At 61.8% G+C, this 15,897-nt stretch carries 13 protein-coding genes; 12 read left to right on the forward strand and 1 reads right to left on the reverse strand.

The window, feature by feature from the left end:
* Positions 1–79: 79 nt before the first annotated feature.
* A complete protein-coding gene (locus SB786_RS30970) occupies positions 80–961 on the reverse strand; it encodes a replication initiation protein (RefSeq protein WP_410730785.1) in 882 nt (293 codons plus the stop codon).
* 2,062 nt (positions 962–3,023) lie between these two features.
* Between SB786_RS30970 and SB786_RS30975 the strand changes: the two genes are divergently transcribed.
* From SB786_RS30975 to SB786_RS31030, 12 genes are read left to right on the forward strand one after another with little or no spacing between them, the layout of a single operon-like run.
* Entirely contained in the window at positions 3,024–3,740 is a 717-nt protein-coding gene (locus SB786_RS30975) for a type IV secretion system protein (RefSeq protein ID WP_410730786.1), read from the forward strand.
* The gene (locus SB786_RS30980) at positions 3,737–4,612 is read left to right on the forward strand and encodes a TrbG/VirB9 family P-type conjugative transfer protein (protein ID WP_410730787.1); all 876 of its coding nucleotides are present in this window, start codon (positions 3,737–3,739) and stop codon (positions 4,610–4,612) included. Before SB786_RS30975 ends, SB786_RS30980 begins: the two co-directional genes overlap by 4 nt.
* Before the next feature lie 7 nt (positions 4,613–4,619).
* Positions 4,620–5,894 (forward strand): TrbI/VirB10 family protein, encoded by a 1,275-nt coding sequence (locus tag SB786_RS30985; RefSeq protein WP_176091351.1) that lies wholly within the window; start codon positions 4,620–4,622, stop codon positions 5,892–5,894.
* Positions 5,891–6,697, forward strand: coding sequence for a transglycosylase SLT domain-containing protein (locus tag SB786_RS30990; RefSeq protein WP_410730788.1), 807 nt, complete (start codon positions 5,891–5,893; stop codon positions 6,695–6,697). The genes SB786_RS30985 and SB786_RS30990 overlap by 4 nt, the downstream gene beginning before the upstream one ends.
* Positions 6,694–7,959 carry a TrbG/VirB9 family P-type conjugative transfer protein gene (locus SB786_RS30995; protein WP_410730789.1) on the forward strand — a complete coding sequence of 422 codons (1,266 nt, stop codon included), beginning with the start codon at positions 6,694–6,696 and terminating at the stop codon, positions 7,957–7,959. Before SB786_RS30990 ends, SB786_RS30995 begins: the two co-directional genes overlap by 4 nt.
* Complete coding sequence (locus SB786_RS31000; protein WP_410730823.1) at positions 7,959–8,381, forward strand: lytic transglycosylase domain-containing protein; 423 nt, start codon at positions 7,959–7,961, stop codon at positions 8,379–8,381. The genes SB786_RS30995 and SB786_RS31000 overlap by 1 nt, the downstream gene beginning before the upstream one ends.
* Before the next feature lie 2 nt (positions 8,382–8,383).
* Positions 8,384–8,941: a TcpQ domain-containing protein gene (locus SB786_RS31005; RefSeq protein WP_410730790.1), complete on the forward strand. Its 558-nt coding sequence runs from the start codon at positions 8,384–8,386 to the stop codon at positions 8,939–8,941.
* Between the two features lie 5 nt (positions 8,942–8,946).
* A complete protein-coding gene (locus SB786_RS31010) occupies positions 8,947–10,551 on the forward strand; it encodes a type II secretory pathway protein (RefSeq protein WP_410730791.1) in 1,605 nt (534 codons plus the stop codon).
* 5 nt (positions 10,552–10,556) lie between these two features.
* Positions 10,557–11,885: a hypothetical protein gene (locus SB786_RS31015; RefSeq protein WP_410730792.1), complete on the forward strand. Its 1,329-nt coding sequence runs from the start codon at positions 10,557–10,559 to the stop codon at positions 11,883–11,885.
* A complete protein-coding gene (locus SB786_RS31020; protein ID WP_410730793.1) occupies positions 11,872–12,450 on the forward strand; it encodes a hypothetical protein in 579 nt (192 codons plus the stop codon). Before SB786_RS31015 ends, SB786_RS31020 begins: the two co-directional genes overlap by 14 nt.
* Positions 12,447–14,759: an ATPase, T2SS/T4P/T4SS family gene (locus tag SB786_RS31025; protein WP_410730794.1), complete on the forward strand. Its 2,313-nt coding sequence runs from the start codon at positions 12,447–12,449 to the stop codon at positions 14,757–14,759. The genes SB786_RS31020 and SB786_RS31025 overlap by 4 nt, the downstream gene beginning before the upstream one ends.
* Positions 14,756–15,889, forward strand: coding sequence for a type II secretion system protein (locus tag SB786_RS31030; protein ID WP_410730795.1), 1,134 nt, complete (start codon positions 14,756–14,758; stop codon positions 15,887–15,889). Before SB786_RS31025 ends, SB786_RS31030 begins: the two co-directional genes overlap by 4 nt.
* The last annotated feature ends 8 nt before the right edge of the window (positions 15,890–15,897 follow it).

Here is a 15,897-nt window from a genome sequence, read left to right on the forward strand (position 1 = left end):
TCTAGGGTGGCATTCAATTCATCCCGTGCCGTACTGCAAGAAATGTAGCGCGACGGAACTACTGTGGGACCGTCGCGCTTCAGCTTCCGGCAGTTGCCGCTGCACTTGATTCTTCAAAGGGCAACTCGCCGTCCAGCGCCAGGCGGCTTTGCGGATTCTGGATAAACTGGAAATCGAGAGAATTCACAGCGCGGCCGAGCTTCACCGGTGTCCAGGAAATTACAAGATCTGCCTTTGCGTTCAACTCGTTCACAGCCGTCTCAATCACCCGACGCTTGATGTCGGCAAAGCGGTACGTCGCCGGAATTTCAAGCACGTGCCGGAAATCTTCCAACGTGATCAGGAGCCGACCCCGATCCCGCTCTCGCATCAACAGCTCGAGGAGCCGCCACGAGTAAAGTGACTGTAGCCCTCGGGCAAACTCAAGTTGATACGAGACGAAACGTCGTTGCAACATGAAGATATGAGGCGTTAAATCCGGAGAGAAGGAAACTTCTGCCCATCCTTCTCGTTCGTGGTAAACCGCCTTCCACACCCAATTCAGTACCACCTTCCTCGGGCCATCCATATACGTCAATTGGCGCTTTTGAAGACTCGCGCAGCCTTCCTTCAGGCCCTCATACGCAGCGGTTGCCTGCTTCTCGCCGGACCGCGGAGCAAGTGCTGCAAGGGCGGCAAACTCGTCGGCTCGAACGCGAACACTCACATAGCCGTTACCCTTACCATGCAAGTACGGTGACTTCTTGCTGTCTATGCATCGCAGCGCCGCCATCATGACTCGCTTCTCGTTAAGGGTAAGCCCTTGTTGGGCATTGACCAATGCTCGGCTCATGGCAACAGTGCCCCGTACTCGGCCATCACCATCGAGAGGCGGTTCGTCCAAGGGCTCGATCTCGAGAGGCTCGAGCTCAACGATCTCGACCTGAGCGGGCTCGGGTTGGTTTTTTGCCTTTTTGTTCACAAAGGTGACCTTCAGCGGGAAGTGTCACAATTATAAGGTGACATGCTCATGGTGCAAGTCACCGTTGTGGATAACGGTCGAAATTTGTCACCGCCGGCCCGCTTTGTGTCTGCTTAGGGTCGGATTGCGTCACCTCCAGGTCGGTAAACGTCACAGTTTCTCGACTGTGAAACCCCGCAAAGCCTTAACTGACAAGCCTGTGCAGGGCGGGGCACAGCGTTTACAAAAGGTTTTACAAACGGTTCTACAAACTGTCTTACAAAGCCCATCGTTAGAAAGTTGCTTCGATACAACAAAACCCACCCTCACGCCCCCCTCCAGCACACGACGCAAGGCTGAAAGGTGACATTTTCCGACCTCAACGCGCCTGCAGGGCCTCCAATGCACTACCGGATCGACGCAAAGGCGGGTTTGCGGGCGCAAAAGGTGACGCTTTCCGACCTCACCGGCTGAGAGGTACTAAGTACTCACTCACCTTTGATTGAGCAGGCCCCTGTTTCAATGCTGGGTCGAATCGCTGGGTCGGAAAACGTCACCTGTGCTGCAAGCGATAACCGCCAGTCCTATGACCCCGGGCGGTTCATCATAGAAGAAACCATCGCGGCGGGTCGGAAAAAGTCATAGAACGGGCGAGGGCTGGGTCGGAAAACGTCACTGTTGCCGCGAACGCCTGCGCACGAAAGAGGAGGAAGCTTCAGCATCAGGTCGAAATATGTCACTTCTCAAAACACCAACGAGGTCGGAATTTGTCACCATCAGGTCCGCGCTCAGGTCGGATCGTGTCACCTTTTTCGAATAGGGCGCCGGGTCGGAAAACGTCACTTTTGTGCCTTGGAGTCAGAAGGTCGGAACGTGTCACTGTCCGGGGGAAGTCAGCAGGTCGGAAAACGTCACATTTGGTGACTGTAGCCGCGGGTCGGAAAATGTCACCCTCAACGGACCTTGGGTCGGAAACCGTCACCATTGCGTGGAGGCGAGTGATTTCGTTCTGGTAGTCCGCCGAAAGCACTAGGTCGGATAATGTCACCGATCGTGTGGCGACTCCTTCGAGGTCGGAATCTGTCACCCGTTCGCCAAAAAAGCCGTCAGCGTCTGCGCGGAAGGACCGATGGAAGGAGAGCGTTCAGCAGGTCTTGCAGTAGGGGAAGATGGGGAACCACGAGGTCGATTTGAGGCGTATCGATTCTGAGATGCCTGCCGTTCGGACCGAGCGACAATCGAAGTTCGACACTGTCTTCAGCTTGGACCACGCCGGTAGACAGTATCGATATCACTTTCGATGGAGTAACGTCGGCGGGGACGGTTAGAGCCCTTCGCGTGACAAGATCCTTACCAACTTCCCGGATCAATTTCGTAGCGATTTCTGCTGTCCGGTACGAGACTTGACAGGGCCCGCCGAAAGAGGCGATTACTTCGGGCGGAAGCAAAGACGCTTGGATAGACCGTGTGACAGTTGCCTTCGACACGTTGAAGTCCGCGGCGAGCGTTGATTGACTCGGCCAAAGCCGCCGATCCAACTGCTCCCGATAGAACTTGCCCAGCACAACGGGGGGAGAGCCAGTCCCGCGAAGATCCTCATGTCGCGCGATCGCGGCTGAGCGATCTCTCGGAATGCCTGTTTTCTCAGCGGACGAACTATTACACGAATTGGAACAGGTCATAGCAGTGGACGATCGTTGATCTTCAATTGTTGTTGTTTCTGAAAAATGCCCCTCAACCGGTTGAGGGGAGCCCCAGGATCCCTCGAGCGAGGACAGGGTCAAGAACGCTGCGAAAACAATGATTTGCGAATGACCGCCGTCTCGTCACCACTATAGTGCGGTGTGCAACGCGTGCAACGACCGTGCACTAATTCTATCGATGTCGTAGTAAACGCAAGACCCAAAAGCTCGCGATTTTCATAGGGCTTTTTACCGTACACCCCGCAACCGGTTGCGCGCAGTGGCGCCGCGGGTCACCGTTTCCGGGCATTGCGAAAAGGTGCCTGAAATGACGGGTCTTTTCCCACGTGCCGTTGTGGTCTCGGCTGTTCCAATTGATCCGTCCCAATTGGAACTCCGTGATGCGATTCCCCCGACTCTTTCCCCGTAACAAGAAGCAGGTCGCCCTTTCCCCGGCGCCCGGCCACTACTCGAACGACGATCCCGAAAAGATCATCTTCGATCAGGGGACGCGTCTGCGCGTCGAAGCCAATCACTGGAAGACCTTCTGCTTCATCCTCGCGATCATTGCCGGTGGTGCTGTGTACACACGCCAGCCGCCGCCGTCCGTCGTAAGAACGTATGGCGTCTCATCAGACGCCGGTGGTAACCCGCTGGTCAAGCAACTGGCCGCCTACAACCCCGACGATCAGGCGAAGCGCACGGCAATCAAAGAGGACGTCGAACACTGGTTCACTATCGAGCCCGTCCTGACCGATGACATTCGTACCTCGCGGCTCGCCAAAAACATCAACGCGGTCAAGGCCAAGATGGTGGGCAACGCGAAGAACCAATTCGCTGCATGGATCAGCGACGACAAGCCGTTCGACCAGATCACCACCAACCCGAAGCTCGTGCGCGAGCCGAAGGTCACGAACGTCTCACTGCTCGATGACTCGACTGCCGTCGTCGAGTTCACGACCTCGATGCGGCAATCCCCCGCGGACAAGCCTGCCGACATCCGCTTCGCGTTGACGATCCGTTATCAGATCATCCCCCCAACCGCGGAAGACGTGTTGGGCACGAATCCGTACGGCCTCTATTACCCGTTCTTCACCCTCCAGAAAACCGGCGCATGAAACGAACACGTTCCCTTCTGAACTGGGGCGCGCTCGCGTTGATCGCAGCGTCGACCAATGCGTTTGCTGCGAAGAACGCCGCGAATCCGATTGCCCCGATCCCGAACTTCGACGTCGGCAGCATCATCGGTGACGCGATGAGCCCGGTGAACCCGTACAACTCCGGCGCCGACCCGATCACGATGCCTGGCGACGCGCGCATGGCCGTGTTTTCGTACAGCCGCGACAAGATCTTCCGGATCATGACCGCGCCGCTGAAGGGCACAACGATCGAGCTGGAGCGAGGCGAGACCCTGATCAGCGAGCCGGCGATGGGCGACTCGGTGCAGTGGATCATCGATACCGATGGCGCCAATCACGTCTATGTGAAGCCGACCAAGCCGGGTCTCGTCAATACGATGCACCTGAGCACGAACAAGCGTGAGTACGAGCTAACGCTTGTCTCGTCACCATTGGGCGGCCTGTTCTATCAGAACGTGCGGTTCAGCTACCCGAACTCGCTGATGGCGAAGGTACGCGCACGTGGCAACGCGACTGGCGACGACCAGGACGCCGACCACGGCTCCCAGACTGATTCTGGGCCGATTGGCGTGTCGCCTGACAAACTGAACTTCGAGTACACCGTCTCCGGCACCAGTTCGCTGAAACCCGAGACGGTTTTCGACGATGGCACGTTCATCTGGATCCGGATGCCGCCGCGCACGCCGTTTGCCGTGCCGACCATCAAGGACGGTGGCGACATCGTCAGCCCGAACTTTATCCGCCGCGGGCCGTACATCGTCATCCAGCGCCTGGCCGACGAGGTAAAGCTCACGCGGCCGGGCGAGGAAGTGACGATCACACGCGGCCGTCGCGGTCTGTTCGGGTTCTGAGGACGGTATGGCAAAACAGACCGATCCGACCAGCCCGGAAGAGAAAGCCTTATTCAAGGGCAAGGTGCCGCGCAACGTCATAGTTGCCGTTGGCTCGATAGCAGCCCTCGCTATCGGTGCACTGGGTTTCTACACGCAGACGCTCGAAGCGAACAAGGCCGAAGCCGAAGCGCTGAAGGCCAAACGCGAACGAGCGGCCGAAGCGGTAGACAAGAGCAATGCAAACAAGGGCGATGTCGACAAGATCATCGAAGAGCAGCAGGCGGAAGCCCGGCGCCGCGCGGCGGAAGCGGCTGCTGCGGCCAGTGCGGCTGCAGCAGCGAACGCGAAGAAGCCGACACTCTCCGCCGACGCCGTCTTGCCGAGCGCGAATACAGCAGAGCTGAAGGCTGCGAACGACCAGGACAGTATCTACGTCTCTCCGATCTTCCGCGCGGGCGTTAAAGTCAAGGAAGGGCAGCCACAGCAGCCGCAACTGCCGAACGGCATCATTTCGCCACAACAGATGCTGCTCCAGCAGGCAGCGGCTCAGGACGCTGCGATGAAGGAAGCGACGGCGCAGGCTGCATTGGTTTCGCGCGGCGGGCAGGCAGCTGGACCCATGACGACGCAGCAACGCGACAACGCGTTCATGCATGACGTTGCGCAGCTGAGCGAAGGCGACAAGGATTTCGCGCGAACGGGCTTTGTCGGGCAGTCGCACGGCTGCACGCTGTCGCCGCCAGCGAAGATTCCCGTTCTCTCGAACGAGGCGCTCAACTCGGATCGCCCCGGCACCGCGTCGCTGACGGTCGAGACCGACGTGTACGCGAACAACGGCGATGGCCGTTGCCTGGTGATTCCCTGGGGCACCACGATCGTTGCACCCTACAGCTCGGACATTCAGCCGGGTCAGGAGTCGATCCTCGTCGCCGGTGCGGAAATGCGCCTGCCGAACGGCAAGCACGTGCCGCTTTATGGCGCACAAGGCGCGGACGGCGACGGCACGGCCGGCTTCAGTGGGGACGTGAACAACCACTTCTGGAAGATCTACTCGACCTCATTCCTGACCGCCGTTTTGGTGCGCGGTTTCAGCACTAGCGACCAGAGCACGACGACCGGCCCGCTTGGTGTCACCCAAGTTGGTAGCACGGGCGGGCAGATTGCCGCGCAAACGGCGCAGTCGGTGCTCGACCGCTACAAAAACATCCCGCCGACCATCAAATCGAAGCCGGGCGAACGGCACTTCATGATGAAGATCAATCGCGACATGGTCCTCGAACCGTACCGGGGGCCGCGATGATCAAGCGTATGGCTTTCGCGGGGGTGATGGCGCTGGCAAGCGGCTATGCACAGTCGGCCGTGATTACGCAGGTAATCAGCCCGGTAAGCGTCGTCATTCAAGACGGGCCGACGCGCCGTGTCGCGATGTTGCCGGGCAAGCCCGTCTATTACTGCGGCCTCGACGCTTTCATTGAATGGGCGTCGCCGCTGATCGGCCAGACCGTGCGCAGCTCCCGCGAAGCGGGCATCACGGTATCGATCGATGGCCGCGACGTTGCACTGGACGATCTGTTCATCGACCGTGGCTGGCTACAGCCGCCCGTGCTGGATGATGGTGCGCAGGCGGCGCTTGCCGAGCGCCGGGGCGGATGGGCGTGCTCGCGCGCGATCGTTCCGTTCGAATTGCTGCACACCAATGTCGATCCGAAGATTCTCGCCGGCATCGCACTGAACGAATCGAACTACCGCGGTCGTGCGTGGCCCTGGACGCTCAACGTCGCTGGCCAGGGCTATTTCTTCACGTCGCGCGAGGAAGCCTATAAGGCGATCGAGTCGTTGCTCGCGCGCGATCGCTGCGATTTCGACGTTGGTCTGATGCAGGTGAACTGGTGCTACCACGGCAAACGCTTTGCGTCGGCGTGGGACGCGCTCGCACCCTCCACAAACGTCGCGGTCGCCGAGGCGATCCTGACTGAGAACTTCGCACGCACCGACTCGGTTGCGAAGGCTGTCGCGTACTACCACAGCGCGAACCCCAATCCCGAGCGCGCATACCTCGCACGGTTCGCCCAACACCTTTCCATGATCGAGGCAGGCCTGTGAAGCACACGATCAAGTTTCTGGCGTGCGCCGCGTCGGCAATTGTGTGCGCGGCCGCGTCGGCGGCAAACACCGATCCTTTCGACTTCGACTACGACATCCTCGGTGGTATTTCCGAACGGCCGGCGCTCATCTTCAACGATGGCGAAAAGACCTACATTCAGCCGCGTGCCGGCCAGGTCATCGTCGCCGACGGCGGCCACACCGAAGGCCCGTACGTGGTTGTCGAGGGCACGCCGTCATCGATCACGTACAAGGTCGGCGCCCATTCAGCCACGGCGCGCTGGAAGAAGGCAAACACGTTCATTGGCGGCACCGGTGCGCTGGCGGGCATGAAAGACGATCAACCGGCCGGCTTCGACGGTTTCACCAACCGCCTGGTGATGATCGGCACGCGTTCCGCTCTCGAACCGGTCCGCGCGCTTCGCGCGTCGATGACGGTCGCCGGGTTCGTCAAGGCGCTCGTCCCGCAAGGCTGGACTGGATCGGCCCAGAAGGATGTCGACCTGACGACGCCCGAGCAGTTCGGCACGCGCGACGGCGAAAACTGGATGCAGGCGCTCGACCGTTTGATGACGCAAACCGGGCTGTACGCGGATGTCGATTTCGCTGCGCGCCACGTGCGCCTGCATCGAGACGCGCCGAAATCGGCTGCGTTGAACTACGCGTCGTCGAGCCGCGATGCCGAAGAGGCCGGCTTGAACCGGGTCGTTGCGCAGGTCACGGCTGAAGCGCCAGCGGTATCGCGCCTGGCTGAACGGTTCGGCGCGCAGGCAATTCGGGACAGCGACGACACGCACATGCAGATTCGCTTCACGTCGAAACCCGCCAAAACCGTTACGTTCAAGACGCCTGACGGGAAGCCGCTGCGTACGAGCTGGGACGACTCGAAGAATGTGCTGACGATCGACCGTGCGGAGCGGTTCGTGGTTGCGGACGAGACGACCCACGTCGAGGTTACGCGCGATGCGAAGACCGTCTACGACTTCGACGAGCCGAACGCCGCAAAGCTTGAAGCGGTGTTCGATCGGGAGGGCCGGACGTACTTCAAGTTCGCTGAGTCCGTTGTCCGGGTCGGCGTCACGGACGCCCGGAATCTGGGTATCGGCGAACAGAAGGGGCGCTACTTCATGTTTGAGGGCACCTCCGACCTGTTCACGGTGACGGCTGACGGCAACACGATCCACGTCAAGCGCCGCAAGGAAGTGGTCTACCGCGAAGTGCCGGACGCCACCCTGCAGGCGAGCGGAGGGCCGACGTCGTGATGCGCATCGTACCTATCGTCGCCGCTGTGCTGGCATTCGTTGCTCTGCCGAGTCGTGCAGATTGCCTTGACGACGCCGCGGCCTTCCATCGCGTCAATCCGCGGCTGCTGCGCGTGATCGCGCAGCACGAGTCTGGTATGCGCCCGAACGCCGTGAACAGGAACACGAACGGCAGCGAGGACATTGGCCTCATGCAGATCAACACGTCCTGGCTACCCACATTGGCGCACTACGGCATCCGTCGTGAGCATCTCTTCAACGGCTGCGTCAGTGCCTACGTCGGTGCGTGGATCCTCGCGTCGAACGTCCGCCGCTTCGGACCGAACTGGAAGGCGGTCGGCGCCTACAACGCGGTCACGCCATCCAAGCAGCTCGTCTACGCCAGCGCGATCTATCGCCGCTTTATGCAACAGGGCCGGTAACCATGCAGAAGACACATTCGAATCAGGCGCGGATGCGCGCGCTCGTTGCGGCGGGGCTGGCCGTGTTGCATATCGCGGCACACGCTGCGACCGATCCCGCTGCGAAATCCGTCGACGCGGACGGCTGGCAGGTGCTTGCCTCTGCGCCGAAGACGCCGCCGGCCGCTGCGGAGAATCCGAAGCAGTCGCAGCCGCTTCCGGCGCCGGTGTCCGCGCCGACGAGTATGGCAGCGGCCCCGTCTACCGACGTCGCTGCTGTCGTGTTGCCGGGCGCGGGTGCGCCGGCCGCGAGCGGCACTCTGACGTTCTCGGTGACGCCGGCGGACGTGAATCTGCGCGACGCGCTCGATCGCTGGCTGCAGCAGCAGGGCTGGCAGCTCGCCTGGAAGATTGACGACGACCTCCCGCTGGAATTCAACGCGTCCTTCACCGGCGATTTCACGTCCGTGCTGCAGCAGGTGATGAAGGCGACGAACCACATGCGCACGCCGACACGCGCCTGCCGCCACACAAACAACGTCATCCGCGTGATCGCACGCGCGGGCAATTGCCAGGATTAAGAACCATGCGTGTTCACCTTTTGAAATCCGCCGTCGCGATCGCGGCCGCGCTGATGGCCGCGGGCTGCGCCGTGACGCAGCAGGACGTCAACGACAGCTACGATGCTGCGCACCGCACGATCTCCGACGCGCTCGGCAAGGGGCCGACGCCGATGGCACTCGTTGAGGACGTGCCTACCGCGTTCCTGGGCGATCGACTGGTGCCGCTCGCATACGAGGCGACGCTGCCCGCCGTGTTCCGCGACAAGACGGTAACGCTGCCCGCGAACCTCGGCATTCGGCAGATCGCCACACTCATTTCGACGGCGACGGGCTATCCGGTGCACCTGAGCCCGGACGTGTTCGTGCCGCGCGATTCCCTGGTGCCGGGCCAAACGGATTCGAAGGGGCAGAACAACGCCGCGCGAACCGAAGAGCCGGTCTACCGGCAGGCGTTCTCCGGCAAGACCGGCATGTACATGCGGAACATGACGACCGACCTTGGGCTCGACTGGTCGTTTGACGGCAGCTCGATCAACGTGAACCGGTTCGTCACCCGCATGTACCAGATCGCAGCGATCCCGGGCAAGGTGTCGATCAAGTCGACGATGAGCAAGGGGATGGACACGTCGACCGGCAATCAGTCGGGCAGCGGCGGTGGTGGGAGGTCGGGCGGCAACACCGGTTCGTTCTCCGCCCAGACGTCGACCGGCCGCGAAGGGGATTTCGATCAAATTGCGGCAATCACGGCGGAAATCGACAAGCTGAAATCGCCGATGGGTCGCGTGAGCGTGAACCCGCAAAGCCGGCTGGTGATGGTGTACGACACCAAGGAAGCCGCGGACAACATCGGCAAGCTTCTCAAGCACGAAAACGCGATCTCGACGCGCCAGGTGGCGATTACGGTCCGCACGCTCCAGATCGCACTGAACAAGGGCAGCCAGGCCGGCATGAATGCCGACGTCGTGTTCAACGCGATGCATGCCGGCCTCGCGCGTTACGCGATCAGCTTCACGTCGCCGACGTCGCTCGCGACGGGCGGTGGCGCGGTCGGCGTGTCGGTGCTGCGCCCGGACGCGCCGTTCTCCGGCACGAACGCGGTTGTGAACGCGCTGAACCAGTACGGCCGGACGGTGCAGGACAACACGATGACCAAGATGACCCTCAACGGGTTGCCGGTCTCGATCGCGTCGTTCAAGAGCGATGACTACCTGCGATCGACGACACCGTCGTCGGGCTCGCTGACGGCCACGTCCGGCGGTGTGCCGGGGCTGACGCCGGGCACCATCACGACCGGTGACTTCGTGAACGTGCTGCCGGCCGTCAACGATCATAACCAGATCGTGCTCGCATACTGGGCGGACAGCTCGAAGCTGAACGGTCCGTTCACGAGCGCAGGGGCTGGCTCGGGTCAGACGCAGCAACAAATCCAGCTTGCGCATACGGTCGGCACGAAGGACGACCAGACGATCGCACTGTCGGACGGCCAGACAGTCGTGTTGTACGGCGCGATCACGGATCAGGCGGACAGCACGACGAATACCGGCATTGGTGGCCTCACCGGGAGCTGGAACAAGGCGAAGACGTTCCAGGTGATCATGCTGAAGGCGACGGTCGTTCCGTCGATGTGATGGCCATGATGCACATCACGGAACCTCTGCCGACAGACAAGCGCGCGCGCTTGGTGTTCGGCATCGACTGGCGGGCCTACCCGGCGAAGGGCGGAAGTGCCGAGCGTCGGCGCTATATCGACGCGTTCAATGCGACCCATTTCGTCGAGTTCAAGGTCGGTACCGACCTGATCGGCGGGTTCGCCGAGCCGGACATGTCGGAATTCAAAGGCGCGCGCCTGTATTCGGGTGCGGCGCGCGTCGCGTTGCACGAACGGATCAAGAGTCGGGTCGCCGCACTTGTGCTCTTGCAGGACGGTTTGCGCGTCTACATGGTGTTCGTGGTGCGCGGCGCGGTCCGTAGCGATGAGGTGCTGACGCCCGAGATAGCGCAGTCGCGTCGTCTCGAGATCGAGCAGGAGTGCCTGAAGAGCAATCTTGCGCTCGCGACGCTTGGTACGGGCGACCGCATCGGTGACGTCGACGAGCCGTTTCAAGCGAGCGAGCTACTCGGGAACCGGAAGGTCGGCTTCCTCCGCCGGCCGCCCATCTCGTTGCCGACCGCCATTCCGGTGGTCGCCATTGTCGTGGGTGCCTTCTTCGGCGTGCCCAAGATCGCGGACATGTTGTCGCCGCCGCCGCCCCCTCCGCGGGCACCGACCTTCGCGGAACAGTACGCCGTTGCTGTTCGCGACGTGTTCGCACGTATGCAACCGCGAGCGTCTGAGCTCGCGCCGGCGTTGCTTGCTGCCGTCGGTGGAAAGGAGTCGGTGAGAAAGGGGTGGCTGTTTCAGGAGGCGAATTGTCTATCGTCGGGATTCTGCACGATGACGTTTCGCCGGAACGGAGGCACTTTCGCCGCGTTTGATCAGGCCGCGACACCCGATATGCGCCCGCTGAGTTTCGCACGTGACGGCCGCACGTTGGTCTCGCGCGGGCCCGCCGTTCCGAAAGCTGCTTTTCTGATGGAGAGCGAATCGAAGAGCTGGCCCGCCGAACAGACCTTCATTGACTTGCTGCAGACGCCTCCACAGCGCATGTCGGTCCAGCCCTTCGAGCTTCGTGCCTACGGCTACACGGTCAGCCTTGGCGAGGCGCGTCCCCTTATCGCCACGCCGGGCGCAGGCGAGCGGGCGCACGTCGGGCACCTGCTCAAGCAGGGCGACTGGACGATCGAAGGGTTCCGCTGGCAGTCGCCGCTGCTCGCCAAGCTGCCGCCCAACATGGCGCTCGAATCCCTGAAGGTCGAGCTGCGCCTCAACGAAGCCGCAGCACCAACAGCCGACAAGGAAACGGGCGACTCGCCGTACGGCATCCACTTCACCGCGAAGGGCAAATTCTATGTTTTTGATTAAGCACGCACTCATCGCGGCGGGCGTCGGTATCGCCGTGTCCGCGCACGCCGATCCAGTTGGCACCAAGCTCTCGATTGACGATATCGATCAACTGGCCCGCGCGAGCGTGATTCGTAGCCTAGGCGGGGGCGCGAGCGGGTCCAGTATGTTGCCGCCCGGCGCGATGTCGCAGCCGCAGCCGGGCATCGCAGCGAGCGGCGTCGCGGCCGAGACGCCGCCGAAGCCGGTCGAGAAGCCGATTCGTATGCCGCACGCTCGTGCGGAGCCGGTTTCCTTCCTCGGAGCATTCAACGATGAAGCCGGCGGGCACGTCCTGTATTCCTATCGCGACGCGATCTATCCGGCCCGCGTCGGCGCTACGCTGCTCAACGGTTGGAGCGTCAAGAGCGTCGACGGATATGCAGTAACGGTGGCAGAGGGAAAGCGCACGTGGAAGGAGCCGATTCGCGGCGCCGCGCCGATTCAGTCGCCGGCGACGACGGCTATTCGCTCGCTCGTGGATCTCGGCTCGCCATTGCCCGCTGGCGCGCCGCTGCCCGGTATCCCGCTCGGAGGTGCGCAATGAGCTTCTTCGCGGAAATGGAGCCGCAGGAACCCGAGAAGCGCGGGTTGCTCGGCCGGATAAAGGCGTTCAAGGCGGGCTTTACCGATAGCTCGCCGTCGTCGATGCCCATCGTTGGGCGTGAGCCGGTCGACGTTGGGGACGCCGCGGTGTCGGACGAGCCGAATGGCGTTCGCGAGCCGCGCTTCAAGTCGGTGAGCAAGCCGGTGAATCCGCGGCAAGCGAGCCAGGGTCAGCCGATGACGATGGGCATGATGCTGCGTCGCGCGCAGGAAGAAGCCGAGGACGTCGCGATCATCGGCGAGGGAAGCGATCGGGAATGGCCCGCGAAGCTAGAGGCAGACGTGGTTGCTCCGCCTGTGCAACAAGTACGGAATGACACTGAGCGGGTGCCCGAATTCGGCGCGGCGGGTCCACTGGCGGACGTAGGCGGGGATATCCCGCTCGAGCCGGCACCCGAAATCATCACGCGCGCCGATCAGCCGGCCGAGCCGCTCCGGGAGCGTGTACGGACAACCGAGCCGACCGAGCCTGCGCAAACGAATGCCGAACCGAACGCCGATGGGGCTTCGCAGTCGACATCGGGCTACGACGTTCCACCGACCGTAAGACGGATCGGGACGGATGTCGCTGAGACGCCAGAGGTCGCCATTGAGAGCGGCCGACCGCGCCTCGTCCACGCCGAGTCGCTCAGCTTCAAGCGCGTCTTGTGCCAGCGCGATGAGCACGCGGCGCTCACGGTGACGGAGTTGGCACGCCGGGAGTTCATCGCGGTCGAGCTGCAGGCCGGTATCTCCATCGTGGTGGCCACACCGCGGTTCCACGAGAGCCAGCTCTACGCGACCTATCTGAAGGACCTCGCACGCGCGGACATTTCCGTCCATGAGGAAATGGTCGGCGACGAAAACGTGATCGCTGCGCTTTACGGCAAGGAGAAGCAGCGCGCATCCAATTTCGTGCCTGAGGCCTCGCGTGCGATCGGTGCGTTCCGCGACGTGGTCGACGCTGCGACGGCTTATGAAGCGGGCGACATTCATTGGGAATACCGCGACTTCGCGGAGAACGTCGAGCTGCGCTTGCGCGTCGACGGTGAGCTGTACTCGTACCGCAAGATGCCGAAGGCGCTGGTACGGCGAGCGCTGTCGGCGTCCTATCAGGATCTGGTTCAGCGAAACACGAACTCTGGCGAGACGTTCCAGCCGACGGCACCGCAGTCGGCGATGATCCCGCTCGTTGTGAATACCAATATCGTCAATATCCGTTGGCAGAGCACGCCGCTCGTTGGCGGATTCGATGTCGCGCTCCGGCTGCTGGACGGCAACTTCAAGAAAGTGAAGGTGCTGCTGCCGCATGAGATGGGGTTGGAGGCGAGCCAGTTAGAGATCCTTGACAGCCTCGGGAAGGTAACGGGCGGAGCGACATTCCTGACAGGCGAGACGGGTTCAGCGAAAACCACACTGCTGCGCGCGATGTCGTACATGGTGCCCAACCGCGATCGCATCAAACAATTCGCGGTAAACGAACCGTCTGAAGTGCCGGCGCCGTGGCTCTCCGATATCTCGATCCAACGGCGTCCCGGTGAAACCGACGAAGACGCGAACCGGAAGATCGTCGAGGTGATTCGCACGCTGATGCGGATGGACCCCGACGATCTGACGATCGGGGAAGTGCGCGACTCGGTGCTGGCAGGCCTGGTTGCTGAACTCTCGCTAACCGGGCATCCGGTTCGCGCCACGTTGCACGGCAACAGCATTCTCGGTGCGGTGATGCGTCTGGTCGGCGGTCGGTTGAAGTTGCCTATGGACGAAGTGGCATCGGGGAGTTTCCTGAACGCGATCGGCAACCAAAAGCTGATTCCGAAGCTCTGCCCGCACTGCAAGCGGCCTGCGCGTGACGTGCTTTCGCCGGCGCAAATCGCGAACCTCGAGCAGAAGTTCGGGCTCGACACCTCGACCATGGCGTGCCGGGACGAGGAGGGCTGCGAGCATTGCCGCCGCCCGGGCTTGTTCACCCGCGATGGCAAGGTGGCCGCCGGCATCAAAGGTCAGACATTGGCGATGGAACTGTATCGTCCGACGCCGGAGTTCCTCGCGCGCGTCGCCACCCGCGACTGGAGTGGCGCAGAAGAGGTTTGGCGGACGAGCCGAAAGACGGATTTCGCGAACGCAGACATGACGGGTAAGTCGGTCTACGAGCACGCGCTGTACAAGGCATCGCAAGGTTTGATCGATCCTCGGTTCATCGACGAATCGATGTGCGCGTTCGATACGTACCGGCTGTTTCCCGATGCGAACGGGGGGAGCCCGTCGTGATCAAGTCATTTGTCTATGCGCTCTTCCGGATGCTTTCGCCGAAGGAGCGCCTGCGCGTCTCAGCGTGGCGGTTCAGGGCGATGCGCGAGATGTTCTATCGAGAAACACGCCTCGATATCGCGAAGAAGGGCCTGCGTAACAGCGAGACGTTGCTTGAGCGGTTGGACACGCTGGCGGAACGTCATCGGAAGCGGAAGAACCTGTCGTGGTTGGCGTTCCAGAAAATCGCCCAACGCATGCGCGCGGGTGACGATTTCGCGACCGCGGTGAAGCCTTTCATCCCGAACGATGAGTTTGTGTTGCTTCAGCTCGCCAGCGAATCCCCTCGCGACGATGCAGCAATCCGCGGTCTCGTGCTTGCCGAGATGGCAGCACACGCAAAGGGCGTGTTGTCGATGACGACATCAATGCAGATCGCGTACCCGGCTTTCCTGATCGTCTATCTGTATGCGTTCTGCGTGTTGTTTGGCTCGGAGATCCTGCCGGCGATGCTGGACGTGAAGCCGCTTGAGAAATGGTCGGCGTTCGGCAAGTTCGTCTATGCGTTCGACACGTTCTGTGCCGACTACTGGTGGCTCACGAGTTCGGTTGTCGCGGGATTGGTTCTTGGCTACTTCCAAACGCTGAAGCGTTGGACCGGGAAGCTCCGAAACCAGGTCGATGCGCTGCCACTGATGTGGCGCAATCGGCGCGATCTGCGCGCGGCGTTGTTGATCGTCTCGCTCGCCGGTCTATTCGACTCGGGCCTAACGCTGCGTGCCGCGTTGGACAAGCTTGTGAAATCCGCCGATCCGTGGATGCGCTGGCACATCCGGCAAATGAGTTCGCGGCTGACTGCCACGCCTGATAAGCCGATGCAGGCGTTGGATACCGGCATTTTCTCGGAGATGACGATCGACATTTTGACGGACGCGGCAGGTCGCGATCAGTTCGTCGAGTCAGTCAAGAGTCTCGGGCAAGGCTCTCTGGATCGTGTTGTCGAGGCGGTTCGGCGCAACGCGAAGGTCACGCACTACGTGCTGCTCGCCGCAGCGGTGCTGGCGTTCCTTGTATTCGGCCTGGGGTCGTACTTCGCAACGGCGGCCGTCGGATTCGACGGGGCCTCTACCTCTCTTAACCAAAAATTCTAGGAGCCAAC

The organism is Burkholderia sp. SIMBA_062, assembly GCF_046534765.1.
Taxonomy (GTDB): domain Bacteria; phylum Pseudomonadota; class Gammaproteobacteria; order Burkholderiales; family Burkholderiaceae; genus Burkholderia; species Burkholderia ambifaria.

Bases quoted from the DNA above. Each gene is read 5' to 3' on its own strand.
- SB786_RS30975 (WP_410730786.1), top strand. From the start codon at position 3,024: ATGCGATTCCCCCGACTCTTTCCCCGTAACAAGAAGCAGGTCGCCCTT.
- SB786_RS30980 (WP_410730787.1), top strand. From the start codon at position 3,737: ATGAAACGAACACGTTCCCTTCTGAACTGGGGCGCGCTCGCGTTGATC.
- SB786_RS30985 (WP_176091351.1), top strand. From the start codon at position 4,620: ATGGCAAAACAGACCGATCCGACCAGCCCGGAAGAGAAAGCCTTATTC.
- SB786_RS30990 (WP_410730788.1), top strand. From the start codon at position 5,891: ATGATCAAGCGTATGGCTTTCGCGGGGGTGATGGCGCTGGCAAGCGGC.
- SB786_RS31000 (WP_410730823.1), top strand. From the start codon at position 7,959: ATGCGCATCGTACCTATCGTCGCCGCTGTGCTGGCATTCGTTGCTCTG.
- SB786_RS31005 (WP_410730790.1), top strand. From the start codon at position 8,384: ATGCAGAAGACACATTCGAATCAGGCGCGGATGCGCGCGCTCGTTGCG.
- SB786_RS31010 (WP_410730791.1), top strand. From the start codon at position 8,947: ATGCGTGTTCACCTTTTGAAATCCGCCGTCGCGATCGCGGCCGCGCTG.
- SB786_RS31015 (WP_410730792.1), top strand. From the start codon at position 10,557: ATGATGCACATCACGGAACCTCTGCCGACAGACAAGCGCGCGCGCTTG.
- SB786_RS31020 (WP_410730793.1), top strand. From the start codon at position 11,872: ATGTTTTTGATTAAGCACGCACTCATCGCGGCGGGCGTCGGTATCGCC.
- SB786_RS31025 (WP_410730794.1), top strand. From the start codon at position 12,447: ATGAGCTTCTTCGCGGAAATGGAGCCGCAGGAACCCGAGAAGCGCGGG.